Source organism: Streptomyces sp. NPDC057302 (assembly GCF_042667685.1).
In the GTDB taxonomy this organism is placed as follows: Bacteria; Actinomycetota; Actinomycetes; order Streptomycetales; family Streptomycetaceae; genus Streptomyces.
The window spans coordinates 35,766-55,885 of sequence record NZ_JBHUZJ010000004.1; the positions used below are offsets into that span (position 1 = coordinate 35,766).

The following is a 20,120-nucleotide window of genomic DNA, read 5'->3' on the forward strand; positions in this document are numbered from 1 at the left end:
GGATGTCGGGGGTAGCTAGCTAGCCGCGTTCGAATAATGTTCGACACGTGGGCCGCGGATCGAGCGGCATCCGGCCGCAATCGCAGGTAGCCGGGGACCCAAGTCGGAGGCTGGGGGTTCGCCCTCTCATTCGACGCGGCGGGACTTCGCCGGGCCGCTCCTGTCTTCGTCGTCCTCGTCGTCGTCGGACCCCGGAACGTAGACGTCAAGAACCTTGATGTTGATCTAGACGACCTCCAGTCCGGTCATCGTCTCCACCGCGTCGGTGACATGGACGCGGATCTTCTTCGCGGTCTCCAAGATGAGAGTGCCGTATTCCACCACCAAATCGACGTCAATGGCGGCCTGCTTCTCGCCCACCTCGACTTTCACACCACGACCGGCGTCGCTGGAGCGGGACACCTTGCCCTTCACCGCCCCCACCGCCCGAGTGGCTCCTCCGCCCAGGGAGTGAATACCGTCGATCTCGCGTATCGCTATCCCCGCGATCGTCGAGACGACGGAGTCGGCAATGACCGTGGTCCCCTTTGTTTCGCCCGATGAGCCGGTCGAGCGGAGCGCCGTAGCGTCTTCGTTGCCAATCGTCGCCATGAGTACCTCGCAGCGAGTGTTCCGTGCGGCGGCGAACCGGATCGGCGGATCGTTCCGCCGTCCTGTGCCCTCTTTCCACATTGCTCCGTGATCCGCACCTACGCCATTCGAGTCTGATTCCCGGCAGCAGGGAGCCCAGTGGCAAGGTCGAGATTGAGGTCTTCCTCGCAGGTGGGTCAGTCGTACGGGAGCAGCGACCCGAGTGGTCCCAGGTCGAGGTTCAGGTCCTCGCGGCGCAGGCCATGGCGCTCGCACAAATCCGTCATGCGTTCGTCGAGAAGCATGAGCGCGGTGCCGACCCGCTCCTCCTGTTCGGCGGTGAGCTCGCCGGCATCGAACCGGCGTACCGCTTGACGCTCCATCAGCTGTCGGAGCAGCTCGACGACCGTCAGGACCAAAGAGGCCAGGTCGCGGCCAACCTCCTCGGCATCGAGGTCCACGCGCGCGGTGTGGCTCACAGCGGGCCCCCGTCCGCCCAGGGCGCGGGAACGCGCTCGCTCACCGAGGCAAGCAGGGCATGCAACGAGATCCGTACGAGGGGGACCTCCGCGATCGCGATGACCAGATCCCCGCTGACCACCACCCCGGTGCCCAGAACCCGGTCGAGTAGGTCGACCAGGGGGACGCCGATCGGAGCACCGCTGTCCGGTCCCTGCCAGGCCACGGGCTGCGAGACCGTGTGCGGGCTCATGCGCGACTCCCCACGGTGTCGTGAGCGCCTTGTCCGCAAGGTTTCTCGGTGAGCGCCGGCCGGTCGTCCGGCGCATCGGTCACCTCCGTGAAGGAGGCGGCCTCGACGAACGAGTAGGGCACCCAGGGCCCGGTGACCTCGACTTCGGAGTCCTGGAATTCGGGCGCCGCCCTCAGTCGGTCCACGAGTTCGAGCAGCTCCGCGCCACGCCCCTCGGGAACCAGGTAGGCGGCGTTCATGAGCTGGACACGGTTCCGTCCGGTGATCTCCGCGCTGTGCGGCCGCCGCCGTACGGTGGCATCGGCGATGGAGAGGACCGCGCGGTCCAGTAGCTCGGCCGCCTGTACGGCCCGTGCCCTGCGCTGTTCACGGTCCTGGCCGCGCTCACGCAGTCGCGCGAGGTAGGCGCGGCCCCCGGGCGGGGGCGTCTCACCCGCTTCGGCCGTGAAGGCCGACGGGGCCGCGGCGGAGGCAGCGAGCAGGTTGACCTTCACCGCCCACTCCGCTCGGCCCGCGATCCGCGCCAGGCTGCGCTCGAGGCGCGGCGTGTGCGCCACCAGAGCCGTCCGGGCACGCTCCTGCGAGTGATAGAGCGTCGCGAGCGGAAGCGGGACCGCCCCGGCCCGCGCGGCGAACGCGGTGACCACGGCGTGATGGGCGCGCACGCAGCGCTCGAGGGTCGCCGGCTCGGACAGCCTTCCGTGCAGCGACTCCTCCGAGTACGCGGCGGCCGGGACACTCTGGACCACGGCCCACAACGCGCCCACAGGAACGAGTCGCAGAGGGCCGCCGCCCTCATGGCCGGACAGCTCCGGCGGCAGGTCGGGGCTGCGGCCTCGGCGGACGGCGAACACGCACACGGCGTGGGGAGTGGTCGGCATGTCGGCCATCAGCGGGGCGTCTCCTTCGTCCGGTCATGTCGCCGTAGCTCACGGAGCCTGCGGTCCGCGTCGTCGTCGGCAGGCTCCAGCTCGTCCAGCCGTTCACGCAGGCGGCGATTCTCCTCGCGGAGGTCGTCTCGAGCGGCACGCGAGGAGAGAGCTGGGTCCGTTTCCCACCAGTCGATGCCTGCCTTGCGCGCGGTGTCGACGGAGGCGATGAAAAGGCGTACACGGATCGTGAGCAGTTCGATGTCCAGCAGGTCGATCTTGATGTCACCGGCGATGACGATGCCTTTGTCCAGCACACGCTCGAGGATGTCCGCGAGGCTGCCGTTGGCAGGGCCTGCGGTGTGCGGCGCCTGCGGGGAGCGCCAGGTGTCGAGATCGCTCATGACAGCCGGTCACCTCCTCCTTCGGGAAGGACGGACCGGCTCGTCGTCTTCGTCGTCCTCGTCGGGCTCATCCTCGTCGGCCTGGTCCTCGTCCTCCGGGTAGTCGCCGTCCTCGCTTTCGCCGTCTTCGCCGTCCTCGTTCTGTTCCCCTTCCTGCGAGTCCGCGTACTCCTCCTCGCCCTCGTTCTCGTTGTCGGTGTCGCGGTCCTCGTCGTCCTCCAGACCCTCCTCGTGGGACCTGACGACCTCTCCGTCACGGATCTCGCCGCGCCAGCCTTCCACCTCGTCGTCCGCGTTCAGCGTCACGTACCGGGCGAAGTGCTTGAGGTCGAGCCGGAGGCGACGGCCCTGGGCGCGCCACAGGTTGCCGGTCTTCTCGAAGAATCCGGCGGGGTAGTACTCGACGATCACGACGATGCGGGTCAGTGTCGGGGCGAGTTCATGGAAGCTGACGGCTCCCCGGGTACTGCCCTTACTGCCCTCTGACGACCAGACGATCCGGTCGTCAGGCAGCTGTTCTTGAACCGTGGCCTTCCAACTGCGGTTGGACGGGCCCACCTTCAGCTTCCAGTCGGAGCTGACCTCGTCCGACGTCGACACGCTTTTGACGCCCTTGGTGAATCCGCTGAACTCCTCGTACTGCGTCCAGTTGTCGTACGCCGCGCGCAGCGGGACGCCCACGTCGACGGTTTCAACGATGTTGGTGACTTTGGCGTCACCGCCTCCCCCGCCCCCGCCCGACGAGAAGAGGTCCTTCGCCTTGCCGACGATGTTGTCCTTGACGTCCTTGGCCTTCTCCGCGAAGGCGGCCTTCGCGGGAGATTCGCCCTTCATCACCCGAGCCCCGATGCGCGGCATCGTGCCCCCGTTCTCCGCGGCGCCCTGCAGCTTGTCGGTGAGTCCGCTCAGCGCGTCGCCCGCCCGGTCGGTCAGCTCCTCGGCCTGGGCCCCGAGGAAGTCCGTGAGCTCGCTGCGCAACCGGTCCATGCCAGACTCATCGCCACCGCCCTTCTGGCTGCCGGTGCCCTTCTTGCTCCTGCCACTGCTTTTCCGTTCGGCCATGGCCGGTCAGCTCCTCTGCCTCGAACGCGGCGTCGACTTCCCGGTCGCCCGCTTGGCAGCACCGGTCCTCTTGGCGGCGGTCTTCTTCGCCTGGGTGGTCTTCTTGCTCTGAGTGGCCTTTTTCGCCGCAGCCTTCTTGTCCGGGGCTGCCTTTTTCGCCGCAGCCTTTTTCGCCGGTGCGGCCTTCTTTGCCGGGGCGGTCTTCTTGCTGGACGCCGGCTTCCTGCTCGCCGCCGAACTCTTGCTCGGTGTCGCCTTCTTCGTGGCCGACTTCGCCGTCTTCTTGGCGGGATCGGCAGAGGCCGTCCTTTTCGCCGTGGTCTTCTTGGCTGGCGTCTTCTTCGCGGTGGTCTTCTTGGCAGAGGCCGTCTTCTTCGCCGCGGTCTGCGACGGGCTGGTCTTCTTCGCCGCGGTCTTCTTCACCTGCAAGGACGACTTCTTCGCGGGATGCTGACCGGAGGCCGTCCTCCCGGAGGCCGCTTCGCCGCGAGAACCGCTCGCCGATTCCGCATCTGCCGATCGGCCGGATGGCGACGAACGGCCGGACGCCTGCCGGCCGGACTTCCCCGTCCTGCCTGTCTTGCCCGACGCCGACTTCTTGGCCGCGGCTCTCTTGGTCGAACTCCGCTTCGTGGCCGAGCGCGCAGCCGAACGCTCCCGGCCCGTGTCGCGGCGCGACGCCGCCTGACGGTCCGGCTCCCTGCGCGATCGCTCGTTGCGCTCGGGAGCATGGCCGTGCCTGCGCGACGGCCCACGACGCCTCGGTGATCCCTCGTCCTCGTCCTCCTCGCCTTCTTCGCCTTCCTCGTCCTCTTCGTCTTCCTCAGGTCCGTATTCATCCTCATCGCCGTCGTCGGAACGATCCCCTCGCTCGTCCCGGTCCTCCGGCTCCTCGTCGTCCTCGTACGCGTCCTGCTCGTCGTCATATTCATCCTCGTCCCGCCCCGAACGCAGGGTCTGCGTACGCTCGTGCAGCATGTCGGCGAAGGACGCCAGGTGGCGGTCCGCGGCAGCCGACACGGCCGAGCGCCCGGCGCCCATCAGCTCGCCGCGCACCTGGTCGGTGAGGTCGGCGAACTGGGGTGTCTCACGCAGCCGTTGCAGACCCTGATTGAGCAGTTCCTGCGGTGAGAGACTGAACTTGCGACCTGCGAGGTACGTGCCCACCGCGAAGGCGAACTTCGCCTTCTTCGTCCGGCCGAGGAGATATCCGCCCGCCAGTGCGGCGCCGAGCGCGATTTTGCTTGTTTCGTTCATGAGGAAGTCCCGTATGGTCGATGACGGACAACGTCGCGGAGACGTCAGGAGGCCGATACGTGAGGTCGCCGCTCGAGCAGGTCGAGCAGCTTCTCCTCCTCACGTTCAAAGTGGTCGAGCTCGATCTCGCCCTGGTCCAAGGCTTCGTTGAGAGCGGCGAGCCGGGCTCTGACCGCGTCCGGTGAATACAGCTCGTCCTCCGCCGCCTCGATCAGCCTGTCCGCGACCCAGCCGACGCCACGGACAGGGGCCAGAGGAAGCAAGAGCAGTGCGCTGATGAGCCCCACGTCAGGCACCCGTGGGCACGGCTTCGGCGGCCACGAAGCTGTAACAGGGCAAAGGGCCGGTGAGGGTCAGCGCGATCCGTCCCTGGTGGCGGGCCGCGAGTGTGTCGACGGCACGCCTGAACGCCGTCTCAGCCGCGTGCGGCACGAGGAAGGAGGCGTTGAGTGCCCCTCCGGCGATGTCCCGCCCCTCGCTCAACTCGGCTGCCAGCGGGCGCAGTTGCGCCACCACCTCGGCGGCGGCCTGCTCGGCCCTGCGCTGAAGGCCCGCGGCCACGGCTTGACCAAGACTCACGTTGGCCTCGTAGCCCGGCCGCCGCCGCGTGCTCTCGCGCAAGGCACGCAGGTTCGCGTCCTCGCGCATGAGGTCGGGCAGGGCCTCGGGCACGGACGCACCCTTGAGGTTCCACTCGGCCTTGCCGGCCAGCCGTTCCAGAGCGTCGAGATGGGCCGTCCTCGCGGAGTCGAGACCGGTCAGAACGGTCTCCGCGTCCGGGGCGATCACACCGAAACGCATGGGCAGCACGGGGCCGTTCGCGGCGAGCGCGCGGAGCACGTCCTGATGAGCGCTCAGATCCCGGCGCCGGGCTCGCGGTCGGCCGGACACAGAGCTGACGACGGCGGCCAGTCCGCCCTGACTCAGCAGGGACACCACGGCGTTCTCGTCCCCGACGGCTCGGCAGCGCTTGGCGTGCGCGGCCGTGTCGGAAGCAGCGATGGCATACACATACAGGCTGTACGCGTCGGGCGGAGTCGGCACGATCAGTCCTCTTCGTCGTCTTCGTCGCGGTGTCGCGAGCGGGGCCGCTGGCTGCCACGGCTGCCGGACCCACCGCGGGAGCGGGCGGGCGCACGCGACGCGGCGCGTCGGTGCGGGCGGGACTCCTCGCGCTCGTCGTCCGCGTCGTCATCGTCGTCCGAGGAGTCGAGGCCCAGGGTGTCCTTGACCTTGTCGCCCACAGAGCGTGCGGCCTTCTTGGCGCCGGCCTTGCCGATCGTCTTGGCAGCGGCCCCGCCGCCAAAGAGCTCCGGGACGGTCTTGCTGCGGGAGTCGTTTTCGAGGTCGAGACGGTTGCACGCCTCGGCGAAGCGAAGGTAGGTGTCGACGGACGCGATCACGATGCGGGCGTCGATCTTCAGGATCTCGATGCCGACCAGCGACACGCGAACGAAGACGTCGATCACCATGCCGCGGTCGAGTATGAGCTCCAGTACGTCGTAGAGGGTGCCGGCGCGTGGTGCGCAGGCGACGACGTCCTCGCTGTAGGTGGTGGTGGTCATGGCAGGCCCTGCTCCTTTCGACGGCGCACGAGGCTGCGCCTCAGCTGTCCGCCCAGCCGCGTCGGTAGCGGCGGACTCTGCGGTACTGCGTCAGGCGACCCTGCGCGTCCAGATCCACCTCGTAGGTGGCGAGGAGACTGGTGGTGTCGGGGATGCGCGGCACTTCCAGCACATCCACGCACACGCGCCAGCCGTCGCTCTCGGTCGGACAGACGGCGGACACCCCTTCGGCGGGGTGCCCGATGAGGTCGCTCAGCGTCTCGCAGGCGTCGCGGACCAGTTCCCGCATGTCAGCGGCACCGCGCGCGGCGGACCGGCGAGGGGCGGCCTGGGAACGTCGTGAACGCTGCTCCGTCATGCGACCACTCTTGAACGACGCGCCCGGGACTGCGCGGGCTGATAGACCGAACAGGTAGCGGTCGAGTGGACGGGGCGGCGCGTGGCAGTCAGCCTTGGCCGCCGTTACGCCTGCCAGCGACGGTTCCGGCGAACGCCCCGCGTCGCGCGACGAGGCCACGTGAATCGCGCCCAGAGCACCTACCGGCTCGCTCGGCAGGCCGTCGAGGTGATACCGGTCAACCCCAACGCCGCCCCCGACGTCCTGTTCCGTCGGTTCCTCGGAGAACAGGACGTCGGGGGACAGGAGGCGACCGCGGCCCGACCGACGTTTAGCTCGCCCGCGCTCTGAGGCTCCACGTCGCTCACCGGGACCGCGGCGACGTCCACTTGCAAGGCGCGCCACCATCGAGCTGGCCCACGCTGCCTTGTCGGCGATTCGAGTCCAGGATGGACCGTCTGCTTCAGACCTCACCGACACGCTGGGAGGGGAGCAAGGCTGCTGGGTCACTCGGGCCGGTCGCGGTGCCGTCGTTAATACTCCGCCCAATCGTCCGGCGGGTACGTCGCCTGCGGAGCGGCAAGCACTGCGTCCATCGCGAAGCCCGATGTCGCCGCCGAGGAAGTTGTCGCGTTCGCGGATCATCTCCAGTGCCCGAACGGTGTGCTCACCGAGCGGACGCGCCATGCGCTCGGCTCCGGAGGGGAGACCGACCGGCTGCAGACGGGCCATCTTCACCTCATGGTCGGCCTGATCGTTCTAGGCCGAGCGGCATGGACCGGGGGCCAGGGCGACGTGCTTGACCGTGCACGGAGCCGCCGAACCGTGGGGAGGCGTAGGTAGCGGCTTCTGGCCTAGCTCAGGGGCGGTCACCGCGGTGCGTATGCCCGGGGCCCCAGTGGTTTTCGTCCGACGCGCGGGAGCCACCGGCCTCGTCGCTCTGCTCGTGCTGCGTGCGGTCGGCATCGCCGCGCGTGGGGTCGTTGCTGTCCGTCTCCCTGGCCGGGACCTCCCTGGCCGGGGCCGGTTGGCCCGGCGGTGCCGACTCCTGCCGCTGCGGCTGCCACGCGAATCCTTGTGGCGCGCCGCCTCCCGGTGGGGTTCGGTGGCCGGAACCGGCGCCGGGGCGCATGTCCTGGGTGCTGGTCGGGGCGGGGGCGTCCGCCGCGTCCTGCTCTCGGGCGGCCATACCGTAAGGACGGTCGGTGTCGGCGCTGCGGCGATCCCGGTCGTCAAGGTGCGCGGTGTCCCGCTCGTGCTGTCGGCGCTCCTCGCGCAGACGCCGGGGCTCGCGTCCGCCCATGATGGCCGACCCGATCAGCATGAGGAGACCGCCGATCAGGGCGAGGGCCACTCCGCTGCCGAGCCCGTCGCCGTCTCCCGTGACCGTCAGGCTGCCCTGGGCCTGTCCTTGCCGGACCATCCACAGGATGGCGAATCCGAGGGTGATGATTCCGGCGCTGAGGACCAGCAGGCGAGATCTGAATACCACGCCGAGGAGCGTGAGGACCGCACCGACGAGGAGGGGCAGGAACATGGACGCGAACAAACCCGCGCCCGAGTTCGTCACGCCGGCTCCCGTAAAGAGTTCCCAGACCCGGAAGTCGTGTCCGAGCCGTCCGTTGTACCAACTGCGGAATGGCGCCCAGAGGGCGGCGGCAGCGCCGACGGCTGCCAAGATCAAACCAATGGTGTTGCGGATACCCCGTATCATGCCGCGACCTCCCGGCAAGCGGATCGGCGCACGCGCGAGCCCCACGTGCCGTATCTCGCCCTTAATCGACGTTACGCCCGCGCCGCACTCCACGCCATGTGGCGATGCCCGAGATGCCGCAGCGGTAAGTCGGTGCCGCTGACCTGCAGTGGTAACCCGGACGCCGTCGGCCATCGCGACGCGCGCTTCACGCTGGCGGCCCTCACCCCTTAACGGAAGACTCCGCCGTCGATTCCTCAACTTCATGGGCTATGACAATGTCGCCGACCAAGAACGGACCCGTTCGCGCCGCGGAGTCGCCGTCGCCTTCCTGCACCGCCGCCGGGTACTGGGACCTGCTGAAATGGGCCAGGAAGTCGGGTGTGGTGAGGCGAGCCGGGGTGGAAGGGATTGGCTCCTACGGGGCGTCCCTGTCGCGCTATCTGCTGGCGCAGGGTGTGGACGTGTTGGACGTGAACCTGATGGGCCGGGCGGATCGCCGGCGGCGCGGTAAGTCGGATCCGCTCGATGCCCAGAACGCGGCGCGAGCCGTGCTGAGGGGGCGGGCTCGCGCCCCGGGGCCAAGGCGGGCGACGGGCCGGTGCAGATCGCCAGGTTGTACAAGCTCACGAAGGCGTTGGCCGTCAAGGCCCGCACGCAGGCCGTCAATCAGCTCAAGTCCGTCCTGATCACTGCCGACCCGGCCCTGCGGGAAGAGCTGGCTGGACTGGGTGATGCCGAGCTCTTCCGTACCTGTGCCGGCTTCGCCGAAGCGAGCAGTTGCGAGTGGGCCGGCGAGGAGTCGGTGTGCAGGCCACGCGGGTCACCCTGGGGCTGTTGGCTCAGCAGATCGGCCAGCTATCCGAACAGATCAGGGAGGTGGACGCTCGTCTGGCCCGAACCCCGCAGTGCGACAGCCGGAATCGGTACTGATCTCGGGCGGTACGTGCCAGGCGGGGGCGGGGGCGCCGCCCTCCTGCGCCGGTGGCACCCGGCACTGCCGCTGACGATCACGGGTCGTGACATCGATCGCGCACAGCGGGCGGCCGACGAACTCGGCGCCGCAACAGCCGCGACCGTCGACCTGCGGCGCAGCGATCTCGGCCTTACGGCCGACCGCAGCTACCCGGCGGTGGTCGCCGCGCCCTGGGACGACCACCTGAACGGGCTACGCTACGCGCAGCATCGCGGGCTGCCGCATCTCAGCATCTCCAGCGGCCTGGCGGACATCGCGCCGGTGGTCGTCGCGGGCGCTCAGCGGACAAATGCTGGGCCGCTCCTGGTGGCCAGCCACTACTGCGCCGGGACCCTCGCCCTCGCGGCACTGCACTCGGCCCGGCAGTTCGACCGGATCGACACCATCCGGATCAGTGCTGTCCTGAACGACCTGGACACCGGCGGCCCCGGGGGAATGGCGGATCTGCAGCGGTGGCCCACCGCCACCTCGGCGGGACTCGGGCGCCGAGAGAGAGTCTTCACCTGGGCCATCGGCCCCGACGCACAGGCGGACGTGTGCAGTACCGACGGCACCGATCTGCCCGGCCAGAGCATTGCCATCCTCGACGGACCAAGACTCGCCCTCGCGACGGACGCGCCTAACGACCGCGTCGACTTCGCCGTCGGTGAATCCGCGAGCCGGCGCCGCGTCGAACCCGCTTCCTTCGAGGCACGGATCGACCTCGAAGGAGCAGGCCGAGGGGGTGCACCGATCCGTACGAGCCGCTACCTGGTCCACCCGGAAGGGCAGCGCCCCTTGACCGCAACCGGCATCGCCCTCGGCGTCGAGCGATTGCTCGGGCTGCGTGGCGAAGCCGTCACACCGGGCATCCACACCCTCGAGGCGTTGCTCGACCCGGCCTATGCGGTCGAGCGGATGGCGGAAACCGACGCTGCCTTCATCGGCGCGCCCGGTGACAGCTGACCCTCACTTCAGAGGAATCGCACCCTTCGCGGATCCAGTGCTGCGTATCGCCCAGCGGATGTGGTGCCTCCGGCGGATTGGGCCTGGGCAAGTCCGGATAGTCCCTCTGTGCTCGCTCGGTCAACCCGGGCCAGACGGCCCCTACTTCTCGTGGGCGCTGAGGCATCGGAGGAGGTCGGGCTTGTAGTTGCGGTGGATTTCCTGCAGGAGCCCCGGCGATCGGGGTTACCCAGGTCTGATGTACTCAAGGCGATAGTGATCCCGTAACCGCGATGCAGCGCGTTGTGGGACCACCTCGACATGAGCGTCAAACCGGCTGGCTTCACGCCTGTCGGCTCATCCGAGCACGTTGCGGCCCCGAAGGATCCTTCGGGGCCCGCACCAGCGGCGGGTTCCGCCGCGCCCAGTTCGCAGGCTCTCGCTGAGACTGGCGACGACGACGGCCTGGGACTCGCTGCCCTCGCTGTACTTGGGCCGTCGGCGCAGGTGCCTTGATGACTCGAGGGGCGAGGTCTTCCCGCCACTGCTGCGGCCGATAGCTCCTGCTTGCTGACGACGCGGACGTCAACGTCCGCCATCGCACTGGCAAGATCACCCAGCAGCCGTGCTCTGGCGTGAGCTACCACCGCCGTCTCCGTCAGCCGGGACGGGGATGCTTGGACAGTGAATCGATATCTTGCACGTAGAAAGCGCCTTCTATTCCAACCGGGCTCAACCCCTCAAGAGTTCCTTCGGTGCGGCATGGAAGGCGCTTTCGCGTGAGCGGGTACTGGCCGCCTGTCGGCGCGAGGGGCAGCATGCCGCCACCCAGCGAAGTGCCGGATGGTCAACGAGGCTCCTGTGCGGGGATGGTGGGCGCTTCGTGGCCCTATCGGTTGGAGCCCTGGCGGGGGTACGTTAGGAACTAGTCCGTGGAATGTCTGCTTGCCGTCAGCGCGGCAACGGCGTACCGGCGATCACTCGGGCCCGGAGTAGGGCCTCTCCGCCAACGGCTGCCAGCGGGTCTCAGCGCTCGCCACCTTGCGCTGCGAGACGGGCCGCTTTCGGGACTGCCCCCTTAAGTCTTGCCCCTGCTGCGGTGCATAGCGCCCGGGACCTTCTATGCACGGCTACTTCGCCGACGATCTTCTACTCATCGTCCCATCAAGCACCCCCGGGGGCGTGTCCCTGTTCGGACAGGTTCTCGGCGAGCACAGGGGCGCCCTGATGCTGGCCGTGACCGGGCAGCATCGCACCACACACGAGATCACCATCGACCTGACCGGTGTCCACTACATCGCCAACAGCGCCCTGGCGATCCTCGTCGCCCTCGCCAACTACCTCCAACCACCCCAGTGCCTGCTCATCCGCGCCACCCCCGCTCTGAGCCTGCGAGAAAGACTCACCGCACACGGATGGGACCAGATCCAAACCCTGCGACTCATCGACGAACTGCCCCCGTCGTCGTGGCACGCACGCCCGAGCAGCATCTCGGAGGCGGGGAACACGGGTTCCGCCTGAGCACCGTCCGCACGGTGAATCAGAACGATGCTCGGCAGCGCAAAGAAAGGCTCAGAAAGCGGCAGCGGGTGGTCTCCGCGATCTTCTTCGCTGGAATGGCGACGCGCCGCCCTCATCCCCACACGCCAGGGCGCCGCCGGCGGTCTGTCGCTCGCCGCCATACGTCCTCGGCGTCTCACGCCGCCGCGTGCCGATCGAAGAGGCCACCCTCGAACGCTCCAGGGGCGCCACGGTCGACGCGAACGCGCTCACCGCCGCCGTGTCCTACGACACCCCCTACGCCGTCCGGCAGCACGAGGAGATGACCTACCGGCACGACGGGAAGCACCGCGAGATACCTCGAACTCCCCTTACAGAGGCAGCCGACACCTGCGCCGCGATCATCGCGGCGCAGGTGCGGAGGGCGCTGAGCTGAGGGTGCCCGAGAGCGATCGGCCCCTGCTAGGCCCTTGCTGTGGCGGGCTACCAAAAGGCTCAGAAGCGCGCCACACGGGCTGCGCTAGCCCCTGGTAATGCCTAGTGCCAGCACCGTGGAGGCGTGTAGCCCGGCTCCCCGGGTTGCAGACCCTGTTGGTAAGCCTGGGCCTGCTGGTTCTGGTCCCACCGCTGAGTTTGCTGCTGGGGCCAGCACGGGCCGTGTGCGCTGGCGTCGGCTATGGAAGTGAAGCCGAGAGCGAGAGTCGCGGTCGTCAGAGCTGCCGCTACAAGCGTGCGTTTGATGGTGTTCACACAACGCCAACGTTCTTGATCGACGACAAGTCAAGACCGCATCACCGGGGCTACTCCGGGTGGCGGCAGGCCACGCCTCACAAGTACAGCCCTCCGCCATGGGGATGCCCAGGCGATCTTGTGCCGCACCGCCCGGCCCTACGCACTGAAGGGTGGCCCGTGAGGTTCCTTATCGAGATCATCGACGGCCTCGCCCGCCTGCTCGGCACCGCAACAGAGCTGCACAGGGGGCGCATGGATCACTACGGACGCAAAGGGCGCACCGAGCGCACGAAAACCCGCGCTATATGCACCGTCGGCGTGGTCCCGCTCGGGCTTGCCCAGGCGGCGTCGTGCTGTTTAAGAGGGCACCCGCGCCGACCGGCGCACCGTTTGGGCCGGTGGATGCCGAACGCGTGTCCACCTGATCTGCTCGGCTCGCCGCGTAACGGCGCGGGCAGAATGGTGCGTCTCACTTGATCTGTTGCTCCCAACACGCTTGACGCGGCGCCTGACCGCCGGAAAGAAAAGCTGGAAACCCGGCCAGCAACTCCCGAATGGGACCTTTTCTAGCGTGACGAGTGTCGTGCGGAGGACCGGTGTATCGGCATGGCTAGATGGGAGAAGTATCCCGATCCAGGAGGTCTGTATCCGGTGTAACCATGCTGGTCGTGGCAACCGTTGCCGCCCTTGCCGGAAATGGTGCAGCTCCCGCGAGTGCCGACACTCCATCGCCGGGGAGCTTAGAGGACCATCTTTCTCAGGCTGAGGATACTTACACTCAGCTTCAGGGTGAGGAAACCGAATTGTCGGTCTTCAAGCAGCAGAGTCACTGACACTCAGCAGGCCCCCAGTTCGGCTTGCCGCCGGGAAGACCCCGGTCTCCGCTCTGTCCCACGAGCATCAGGAAGAGCTCTTCACAGCGGACATCCTGCGAACGCCGTGGTCAGCCCGGGCGAGGTGCGGCTCTGGTGCCACCCCGGGGCGGTTCTTTGCCGATGACTTGCAGCGCGATGGCCGCCGTGCGGGCCTGCACGGCGCGCTCCCGGTGGTCGTCGGCTTGCTGGACCCGGTGATGGAGTTGGTGCTCCTGGGCCAGCGCATCCTGGGCTCTGGCCAGCGCCTGGGCCGCCGATGCGGCCTGCTCCTGAAGCTGGTTGGCCCGGGCTTCCATGACTGCGAGCAGCGCCGGGGCCGGCAGGCGCCTGTTTGCGGCCACGGCAGAGGCTCCCGACTCCCGGTCGATGGCCTCCTGTTCGCGCTGGTCGTTCTCGTCCGAGCGGTGCAGTCTGGCCTGGCTGCGCTCCAGACGTTCCTGGCTTGCCGTCAGCAGGTCCTGGGCCCGGTCGATCTGTTCGTAGGCGCGCTCGCGAAGGGTGGGCCTGGCTTCCCCGGCGGTACGCAGCCGTTGATCCAGGTTCTCCTCTTGGTCGGCGAGTTGTTCCTGCCACGTATCCACGGCGAATTCCCGCTTGTCGGCGGCGGCCTCGCGATCGTCCGCGGCACTTTCCCGGCTGTCGGCGGCGGCCTCCCGCTTGTCCGCGGCCATCTCCCGCTTGTCCGCGGCGGCCTCGCGCTCGTCGGCCGTCTGTTGCCGGTCCCGGGCACGCGAGGACGGGGGCTGTGCGGCATTGTCTGCAGCGGAGGAACTGTCCAAGGGGTCAGTGTCCATACGTGCAGTATGGCCTGCCGCGGCTGACGCGGAAACGCGGTCCGGGGGATCGAATGCTGCCGGTGGTGGGACTCTGAGCGAATGACTAGGCAGAATCACCACAGACCAGACGCATAGCGAGCGCGTCCAGGGGCGAGGCCCCGCGCAAGCGAGGACGAGGAGCGCCGTGAGACCGGGCGGCTGCAAGGCCCACTGCCCGATTGCCGGCCCAGCACTGGCTGGTCGAGCAGAACCCCGTCGGACGCGCTTCGTCCGTATGCACGTCAGGGGATGGATGCCCCATGACGGGCAAGCGGTCCTGCGGCGTCACGCAGGTGCAGGCGCACCAAGTCCTGTACGGCGGGCCGGGGCGTTCCCCGCACGGCCCGCCCCTGCACTGGCATGAAAATGGAGCTTCTACTTCGAGCGGCTCGGACGGTTGACGAAGTACTGAGCCGACCCGGAGCCGCGTTCGCCGCGCGGTGCTGCTCTGTGGTGCTCGCCACGCGAAGGAGGGTTGGAGGCCGACGCCCGCTGACGCGGCGCCGAGGCTGTGCCGTGCGTCCGTGAGGCGGGCGCGTCCGGTGTCGGTGATGAGGATCTGGCGGGCGGGGCAACGGTTGGCCGCGAGAGCCGCATCCACAACCCCAAGGAAGCTGAAACCATCGTCGACACCCTCGAGCGCCTGACCGAGGACGGTGCCTACCGCGACAAAACGATCGTTGTGATCGTCCTGCAACGGTCTGGCTAGACCAGACACATTCAATCCCTGACCAGCCATTGAAAAGGGCGACTTGTTAGGCGACTGCGAAATCATGGACCATCCCCGTGGGCGCGGGGATCCCTACGAGATCAGGTACCACGCTGGGTGGCCGGTGCTCCCCGGGCCCGCGCGGGGATGGTCCCGCCGTACGGATCGACGGCCTGCCGCATCGCCTGGTGAGCGACTTTCTGCATGAACAGGAACTGCGGCTTGGCGACAGTCGCGGTGGCGACGTTCGTGTGAGAGGTCGGATGCCCAGGATGTTCCTTGGTGTGCGACGACACGGTGGACACGCAGAGCCGACATGCGAAGGGCTACGCCGTCTCGGGCTGTACCCACCGCTTGATGATGTGCGGCGCGGAAAACTGAGCGGGCCAGGCTTGCAGTCGAAGTTGCTCGGCAGTCTCGGGTGACTCGTACGAGTCGATGTCCGCCTCGACGGCAGCAGCGAGGTTCCGTCGAGAAGCTCGTACCCGAATCCAGTCGGCAGGCATGTCGAAGCGTGCCGCGTCGGGGAAGTAGTCGGTGCAGCCCATCACGACGAGGCGTCCCGAAGCCAGGTGGAGACTGGCCTCGACGACGTGGTCAAAATCCTTGCCTTCATCGTCGGGCTGTTGTGGGAGGACATGGACGCTGACTGCCACGGTGACGTTGACGGCGGTGCGGATGGCTAGGGCGCCGTCGGTGACGCCGAGCCCGTCCAGGAGGGTCTGTTCGGTCCACACGCCCCCAGGGTCGCCTTCGGATTGCTCGTCCATGACGTGGATCTGGTGGTAGTCCGCAAGGAGTTCAAGGGTTGTCGCCACGGGGGCATCATCGCTGCTTCCTGATGAAGGCAGGGTGGCAGGGGTGGGGTTGTCTTCCGGCGGGGTCGCCGGCCGGGTGATCCGCACATGAATGCTGGCCTGCCTGGAGAAATCGCGGCCGAATGCTGCGGGCCAGGCGGAGGTGCCGGTGCTGATCGTGGACTCGGGCGTGCTGCTGGTGGAGCGTCAGCTGCGGGCGGCTGAGTTGACGTGTCCGTTACGCGGGACCACGTTGGCGCCGTGGGGTCACGGCGGGCCGCGTGTGATCCGCGGTGATCTCGGTGCACGTTTCTTCGTACGTCCCCGTCGGTCGCGTTGCGCAGGCTGCCAGGTCACACACGTGCTTTTGCCGGAGGAGCTGTGGCCGCGGCAGAGGGACACGGCCGAGGTGATCGGGGCGGGGCTGGAGATAGCTGCCCTGGGTGCGGGGCATCGCCAGGTCGCCGCTTATCTGGGTCTGTCGGAAGGCGCCGTCCGTGGTTGATTCCGCCGCTTTTACCGCAGATCAGACGAAGTGCGCCGGTATTGCACCGTTGTCCTGGTCGTGCTCGCAGACGATCCCGTGATGCCTGAGCCTGCCGGTTCGCCGCTGGCGGACGCGGTTTCGGCCGTCGCGGCCGCCCATCGGGCGGCGGCCACGAAGTGGCCTCTCGTGAACACGGTGTCGCGGTGGATGTTCGCGGGCCGGGTGATAGAAGGCCGAGTCCTGGCATGCCCTTCTTTACCGAGTTGATCAACACGATCGGCCCCTGGGCCCGTCGGGAAGATGCCGCGAATCCTGATCGTGTCGGCCGCACTGGTGCGGGCGCTGATCGAGAGGCGAGGTGGATTGCCGCATGTCATCGAGTGAGGACGAGGCCGCCGGCGGGCGGACAGGTCCCGGCAGGTGGGCCTGTTCCGCTATGGCCTGATCCAGGACCTGATCGATTCGAAGCTGACGACCCGCGAGCGCGGGCGTCCGGCGCGGGAGGTCGCGACCCGCGAGCACACCGATCCGTTCGGCCGACAGGTCAGGGTCTCGCGGGGCATGATCGACCGCTGGACGCGGGCCTATCGGCAGGGCGGCTTCGCCGCCCTGGTGCCCGAACCGCGGCAGGTCGCCCCGCGCACGCCGGTGGAGGTGCTCGAGTTGGCGGCCGCGCTGAAGTGGGAGAACCCGGCGCGGACGGCCGCGCAGATCCAGCGGATCATGCGCACGACGCAGGGCTGGGCGCCGACCGACCGCACCCTGCAGCGGCGCTTCGTGAACGCCGGGCAGACAGCCTTCGGGTCAGGAACCGCAAGGTGCGGCTGCTGATGGGCGGACAAGCACACGAAGCTCTTGACGGACACGGATGATCTTGAGCGAGGCTCTGTGTCCGCCATGAGCTTCTTCGGTGCGCGAAGATATCCCCTCGCGATCAAGACCGCCGACTCGAAGAGGGTTCAGCGGGACGTGGAGCAGCGTCAGAACGCGGCGTAGCCCGTTGAGTTGTTGCCACCCTGGAATTCAAGGTAGAAGCCCCACCCGTTCGGGACGTGGCTGCCTTTTCGTTCGTACCGGACGGTGAGGCGGCGGTAGGCGAAGAGCCAGGAGATCGAGCGCTCGACCTTCCAGGGGTGCTGTCCAAGGTGCTCGCCGGATTCGATGCCGGGACGGGCGATCCGTGGGACGAGGTTCCGAAGAGGAGCGGGCCAATCTCGCGGGTCTCGATGGCGAAGAGCTGTGGTGCAGTGGCGCGCTGGGCGGACGCGGCAGACCGGTCGAGTAGCGGCCTGTCATCACGCTGGTGAGCGGGGAAGCAGTGTGGTGCCGTCGTCGTCGCCGTCGGGCGGTTCGGTGATGGCGCGCAGCACACTGAATGCGGTGCGGGCCTGTGCGGCATGGTGTCGGTGCTCGGCGGCCTGCTGGGGCCGGTGGTGCTTTTCGTGCTCGTGGGCCAGGGCGTCCTCGGCCGTGGCAAGTGCCTCGGCCGCCGCTGAAGCCTGCTCCCGAAGCCTACTGGCCCGGGTCTTCAGGGCCTTGAGTGCTTCCGGGCCCTGTGCAGCCATCTGCGTAGTGGAGAGTTCTGTCTCCTGGTCGATGGCGCGTTGTTCCCGCAGTTCCGTCGCGTCCGAGCGGCGCAGGGCTGCCAGGCTGCGGTCCAGCCGCTCGTGGCTGGCCCGCAAGAGGGACTGGGCCTGGTCGATCCGCTCAAATGAACGCTGCTGCCTGCTTGGAGTTACTTCCCCCGCTGCACGAAGCCGTACGTCTAGCTCCTTCTCGTGAGAGGCGAGGTGATCTTGCCACGCGTTCGCAGCGGCTTCGCGCTGGTCGGCTGCGGCTTCGCGCTGGTCGGCGATGGACTCGCGCTCGTCGGCGACAGTGTCCCGCTCGTCGGCCCCCCGGCGTCGCTGATCGGCCCCCGGCTCGTGCTTGTCCGGGGTCTGTGGGGCGTCATTTGTAGCAGGCAGATGCGCCAAGGGGTCGGTGCCCATGCTGGCAGTATGCCTCGCTTCTACGGCAGTTGGGGTATGCACTGATTGGATGTCTCACGCAGTCAGCTTTGCGAGTCTGCTTGTAGCAGGTGAGGAATGCGGCGAGGTCCAGGAAGGTGAGGATGGCTACATACGTGTCCTGTCCTAATTGATCTGGCTCCGAGTTGGCCTCTGATCGGCGGCGGCCAGGTCGGCTGAGACGTCGAAATCCCGGGAATCTCAGCTGATGTGGTCCCGGGCCGGTGTATCCCAGCTGTTGTCTCAGTTGATCTAGTCTTCCTCCGCAGTTCCGAGGGGCTTCGGCGTGTACAAGACCGGCTACCTGGCAGTGGTGATCGTGTATGCGCCGAGCACGGCGACTGCTGCAGGGCAGAGAGCCACGACAAGGCGGGCCGTCCAGTTGTCTTTCTCTATGGCCATCTGGATCGTTCGCCAGAACTCGGTTCTCATAGCGTCTCCCTGGTATCGCGGGCTTCGACGTCCGATGACCAGTCAGCTCACATCTCGCTGCGTCACGGGGTCGAAAAGCGTCACACCCTGAAGCTTCACTTCTGCGTCTGGTGGCGTGAGCAGAACCGGGCGACGTCGACGAACCAGATCACCTGAGACCACAAGGGAATCGGACCAGATCGCCTGAGACGGGGACCAGATCCTCAGCGCACGGTGGTTCAGGCCACGAGTAGGCGCAGGCCCAGCTCCGCCGTGTCGAGGGCGACGAGGTCCCGGTTGCGCTGGGCCCACCGGCCCGAGGAAAGGTCGTCGCGGAGGCTATCCACCGCCCGCTGTTCGGCCTGTGGCCCGACTCTGGTCCATACCGATACCGCGCGGCGCACATGTTCGTCGAGGTACGCCTCGGGCCGGCGCCAGTGGGCTTCGAAGAAGCCGTCGGCACAGTCCCACGGGATGAGCACCGGCTCCGCGCGGCCCTCGATCGCGCGGGTCATGTCGGCCAGGGAGGGCCAGGCGGCGAGAAGGTCGGCGAATTCAGGCAGGTAGTCGCGGGTGAGCCAGAACCGCTCAAGCCAGCCGGTCGAGCTGGCGTCGTAGGTGAACACCACCACGCGGCGGGCCACCCGCCGCATCTCGCGCAGCCCGGCGACCGGGTCCGGCCAGTGATGAACAGTGCTCACCGCCATCGCGGCGTCGAAAGACTGGTCGGGAAAAGGCAGTTGCTCCGCACTGGCGGCCACGCACCGCGCCGCATCCGCGGGACGCTGTGCCCGCATCACCGCCGACGGTTCCACCGCCGTGACCTCGCGGTCGGTGGGTTCGTAGGAGCCGGTGCCCGCCCCGACGTTCAATACCGTCCGGGCGTCCCCGAGCGCATCCCAGATCTTCGCGGCGATTCGCGGCTCGGTGCGCCGCGTTGCCGGATAAGCGGACCCGATGGACTCGTACAACTGCGATCCGAGCATCTTCAGTTGATCCTCCGGTGTCGTCCTGATCCCCATGGCTCGTGCCTCCAGTTCCTTGTCGATGGCCGCCACCATGGCGGCCGTTTGGTCGCGTTGTTCCCGCAGCAGGCCGCGCAGCCGGTGCAGGTGTGCGACCGCGTCGGTGGCCGGGTCGTCCACCAGGGCCGCGATCTCGCGCAACCCGAAGCCCAGGCGCCGGTAGCCGAGCACCTCCCGCAGCCGCTCCACGTCGCCCGCCGAGTAGGCCCGGTACCCGGCCGCAGTCCGCGCTGACGGCTTCACGAGGCTGATCTCGTCATAGTGATGCAGTGTGCGGACGCTCACGCCGGCCAGCTCGGCCACACGTCCCACGGTCAGGTGTTCCTCCATGCCACCGACCATGAGGCATCACGCCGCGTGAGGGTCAAACACCGCACTCCCCGTGCTGTGC

22 protein-coding genes and 2 pseudogenes are annotated in these 20,120 nt (G+C 68.0%); 7 read left to right on the forward strand and 17 right to left on the reverse strand.

Annotation, left to right across the window (positions count from 1 at the left end; genetic code table 11):
* Positions 1 to 126: 126 nt before the first annotated feature.
* The 11 genes and pseudogenes from ACFUPX_RS04590 to ACFUPX_RS04640 all read right to left on the reverse strand — a co-directional run bounded on the left by ACFUPX_RS04590 (position 127) and on the right by ACFUPX_RS04640 (position 6,797).
* A pseudogene (locus ACFUPX_RS04590) lies at positions 127 to 591 on the reverse strand (Asp23/Gls24 family envelope stress response protein).
* 176 nt (positions 592 to 767) lie between these two features.
* Complete coding sequence (locus tag ACFUPX_RS04595) at positions 768 to 1,031, reverse strand: gas vesicle protein K (RefSeq protein WP_383315843.1); 264 nt, start codon at positions 1,029 to 1,031, stop codon at positions 768 to 770.
* Between the two features lie 14 nt (positions 1,032 to 1,045).
* A complete protein-coding gene (locus tag ACFUPX_RS04600; RefSeq protein WP_383315846.1) occupies positions 1,046 to 1,282 on the reverse strand; it encodes a gas vesicle protein in 237 nt (78 codons plus the stop codon).
* Positions 1,279 to 2,172 carry a GvpL/GvpF family gas vesicle protein gene (locus ACFUPX_RS04605; protein ID WP_383315849.1) on the reverse strand — a complete coding sequence of 298 codons (894 nt, stop codon included), beginning with the start codon at positions 2,170 to 2,172 and terminating at the stop codon, positions 1,279 to 1,281. Before ACFUPX_RS04605 ends, ACFUPX_RS04600 begins: the two co-directional genes overlap by 4 nt.
* Positions 2,172 to 2,555, reverse strand: coding sequence for a gas vesicle protein (locus ACFUPX_RS04610; RefSeq protein WP_383315852.1), 384 nt, complete (start codon positions 2,553 to 2,555; stop codon positions 2,172 to 2,174). The genes ACFUPX_RS04605 and ACFUPX_RS04610 overlap by 1 nt, the downstream gene beginning before the upstream one ends.
* A gap of 9 nt (positions 2,556 to 2,564) precedes the next feature.
* Positions 2,565 to 3,617 (reverse strand): SRPBCC family protein, encoded by a 1,053-nt coding sequence (locus ACFUPX_RS04615; RefSeq protein WP_383315855.1) that lies wholly within the window; start codon positions 3,615 to 3,617, stop codon positions 2,565 to 2,567.
* Between the two features lie 6 nt (positions 3,618 to 3,623).
* Positions 3,624 to 4,874 carry a histone protein gene (locus ACFUPX_RS04620; protein ID WP_383315858.1) on the reverse strand — a complete coding sequence of 417 codons (1,251 nt, stop codon included), beginning with the start codon at positions 4,872 to 4,874 and terminating at the stop codon, positions 3,624 to 3,626.
* A 44-nt stretch (positions 4,875 to 4,918) separates the two neighbouring features.
* Complete coding sequence (locus ACFUPX_RS04625) at positions 4,919 to 5,161, reverse strand: gas vesicle protein GvpG (RefSeq protein ID WP_383315861.1); 243 nt, start codon at positions 5,159 to 5,161, stop codon at positions 4,919 to 4,921.
* Position 5,162: 1 nt separating this feature from the next.
* Positions 5,163 to 5,918 (reverse strand): GvpL/GvpF family gas vesicle protein, encoded by a 756-nt coding sequence (locus ACFUPX_RS04630; protein WP_383315864.1) that lies wholly within the window; start codon positions 5,916 to 5,918, stop codon positions 5,163 to 5,165.
* A 2-nt stretch (positions 5,919 to 5,920) separates the two neighbouring features.
* Positions 5,921 to 6,439: a gas vesicle protein GvpJ gene (gvpJ, locus tag ACFUPX_RS04635; RefSeq protein WP_383315867.1), complete on the reverse strand. Its 519-nt coding sequence runs from the start codon at positions 6,437 to 6,439 to the stop codon at positions 5,921 to 5,923.
* A gap of 40 nt (positions 6,440 to 6,479) precedes the next feature.
* Positions 6,480 to 6,797, reverse strand: coding sequence for a gas vesicle protein (locus tag ACFUPX_RS04640; RefSeq protein ID WP_383315870.1), 318 nt, complete (start codon positions 6,795 to 6,797; stop codon positions 6,480 to 6,482).
* Between the two features lie 159 nt (positions 6,798 to 6,956).
* On the opposite strand from ACFUPX_RS04640, the gene ACFUPX_RS04645 reads away from it, so the two are divergent.
* Complete coding sequence (locus ACFUPX_RS04645; protein ID WP_383315873.1) at positions 6,957 to 7,127, forward strand: hypothetical protein; 171 nt, start codon at positions 6,957 to 6,959, stop codon at positions 7,125 to 7,127.
* 508 nt (positions 7,128 to 7,635) lie between these two features.
* On the opposite strand, the gene ACFUPX_RS04650 is transcribed toward ACFUPX_RS04645, so the two are convergent.
* On the reverse strand, positions 7,636 to 8,313 hold the full coding sequence (locus ACFUPX_RS04650; protein WP_383315876.1) for a hypothetical protein: 678 nt from the start codon (positions 8,311 to 8,313) through the stop codon (positions 7,636 to 7,638).
* A gap of 434 nt (positions 8,314 to 8,747) precedes the next feature.
* Here ACFUPX_RS04650 and ACFUPX_RS04655 point away from each other — a divergent pair, with 434 nt between their 5' ends.
* From ACFUPX_RS04655 to ACFUPX_RS04670, 4 genes are all read left to right on the forward strand, one after another.
* Entirely contained in the window at positions 8,748 to 9,158 is a 411-nt protein-coding gene (locus ACFUPX_RS04655) for a transposase (RefSeq protein ID WP_383315879.1), read from the forward strand.
* The gene (locus ACFUPX_RS04660) at positions 9,071 to 10,390 is read left to right on the forward strand and encodes a saccharopine dehydrogenase (RefSeq protein WP_383315882.1); all 1,320 of its coding nucleotides are present in this window, start codon (positions 9,071 to 9,073) and stop codon (positions 10,388 to 10,390) included. Before ACFUPX_RS04655 ends, ACFUPX_RS04660 begins: the two co-directional genes overlap by 88 nt.
* Positions 10,391 to 11,551: 1,161 nt before the next feature.
* On the forward strand, positions 11,552 to 11,890 hold the full coding sequence (locus ACFUPX_RS04665; RefSeq protein WP_383315886.1) for a hypothetical protein: 339 nt from the start codon (positions 11,552 to 11,554) through the stop codon (positions 11,888 to 11,890).
* Between the two features lie 187 nt (positions 11,891 to 12,077).
* Complete coding sequence (locus tag ACFUPX_RS04670; protein WP_383315888.1) at positions 12,078 to 12,305, forward strand: hypothetical protein; 228 nt, start codon at positions 12,078 to 12,080, stop codon at positions 12,303 to 12,305.
* Positions 12,306 to 13,544: 1,239 nt separating this feature from the next.
* Here ACFUPX_RS04670 and ACFUPX_RS04675 read toward each other — a convergent pair.
* Positions 13,545 to 14,270: a hypothetical protein gene (locus tag ACFUPX_RS04675; protein ID WP_383315890.1), complete on the reverse strand. Its 726-nt coding sequence runs from the start codon at positions 14,268 to 14,270 to the stop codon at positions 13,545 to 13,547.
* Between the two features lie 532 nt (positions 14,271 to 14,802).
* Between ACFUPX_RS04675 and ACFUPX_RS04680 the strand changes: the two genes are divergently transcribed.
* Entirely contained in the window at positions 14,803 to 15,000 is a 198-nt protein-coding gene (locus tag ACFUPX_RS04680; protein ID WP_383315893.1) for a hypothetical protein, read from the forward strand.
* Between the two features lie 326 nt (positions 15,001 to 15,326).
* Here the strand turns inward: ACFUPX_RS04680 and ACFUPX_RS04685 are convergent, their stop codons facing one another.
* Complete coding sequence (locus ACFUPX_RS04685; protein ID WP_383315896.1) at positions 15,327 to 15,818, reverse strand: hypothetical protein; 492 nt, start codon at positions 15,816 to 15,818, stop codon at positions 15,327 to 15,329.
* A gap of 886 nt (positions 15,819 to 16,704) precedes the next feature.
* Here ACFUPX_RS04685 and ACFUPX_RS04690 point away from each other — a divergent pair.
* A complete protein-coding gene (locus tag ACFUPX_RS04690; protein WP_383315899.1) occupies positions 16,705 to 17,115 on the forward strand; it encodes a helix-turn-helix domain containing protein in 411 nt (136 codons plus the stop codon).
* Positions 17,116 to 17,345: 230 nt separating this feature from the next.
* Here the strand turns inward: ACFUPX_RS04690 and ACFUPX_RS04695 are convergent.
* The 3 genes and pseudogenes from ACFUPX_RS04695 to ACFUPX_RS04705 all read right to left on the reverse strand — a co-directional run.
* Positions 17,346 to 17,480, reverse strand: a pseudogene (locus ACFUPX_RS04695) (IS5/IS1182 family transposase); the annotation flags it as partial.
* A gap of 99 nt (positions 17,481 to 17,579) precedes the next feature.
* Positions 17,580 to 18,275, reverse strand: a complete 696-nt coding sequence (locus ACFUPX_RS04700; protein WP_383315902.1) for a hypothetical protein — start codon at positions 18,273 to 18,275, stop codon at positions 17,580 to 17,582.
* A 668-nt stretch (positions 18,276 to 18,943) separates the two neighbouring features.
* Positions 18,944 to 20,059: a methyltransferase domain-containing protein gene (locus tag ACFUPX_RS04705; RefSeq protein ID WP_383315905.1), complete on the reverse strand. Its 1,116-nt coding sequence runs from the start codon at positions 20,057 to 20,059 to the stop codon at positions 18,944 to 18,946.
* Positions 20,060 to 20,120: the final 61 nt, after the last annotated feature.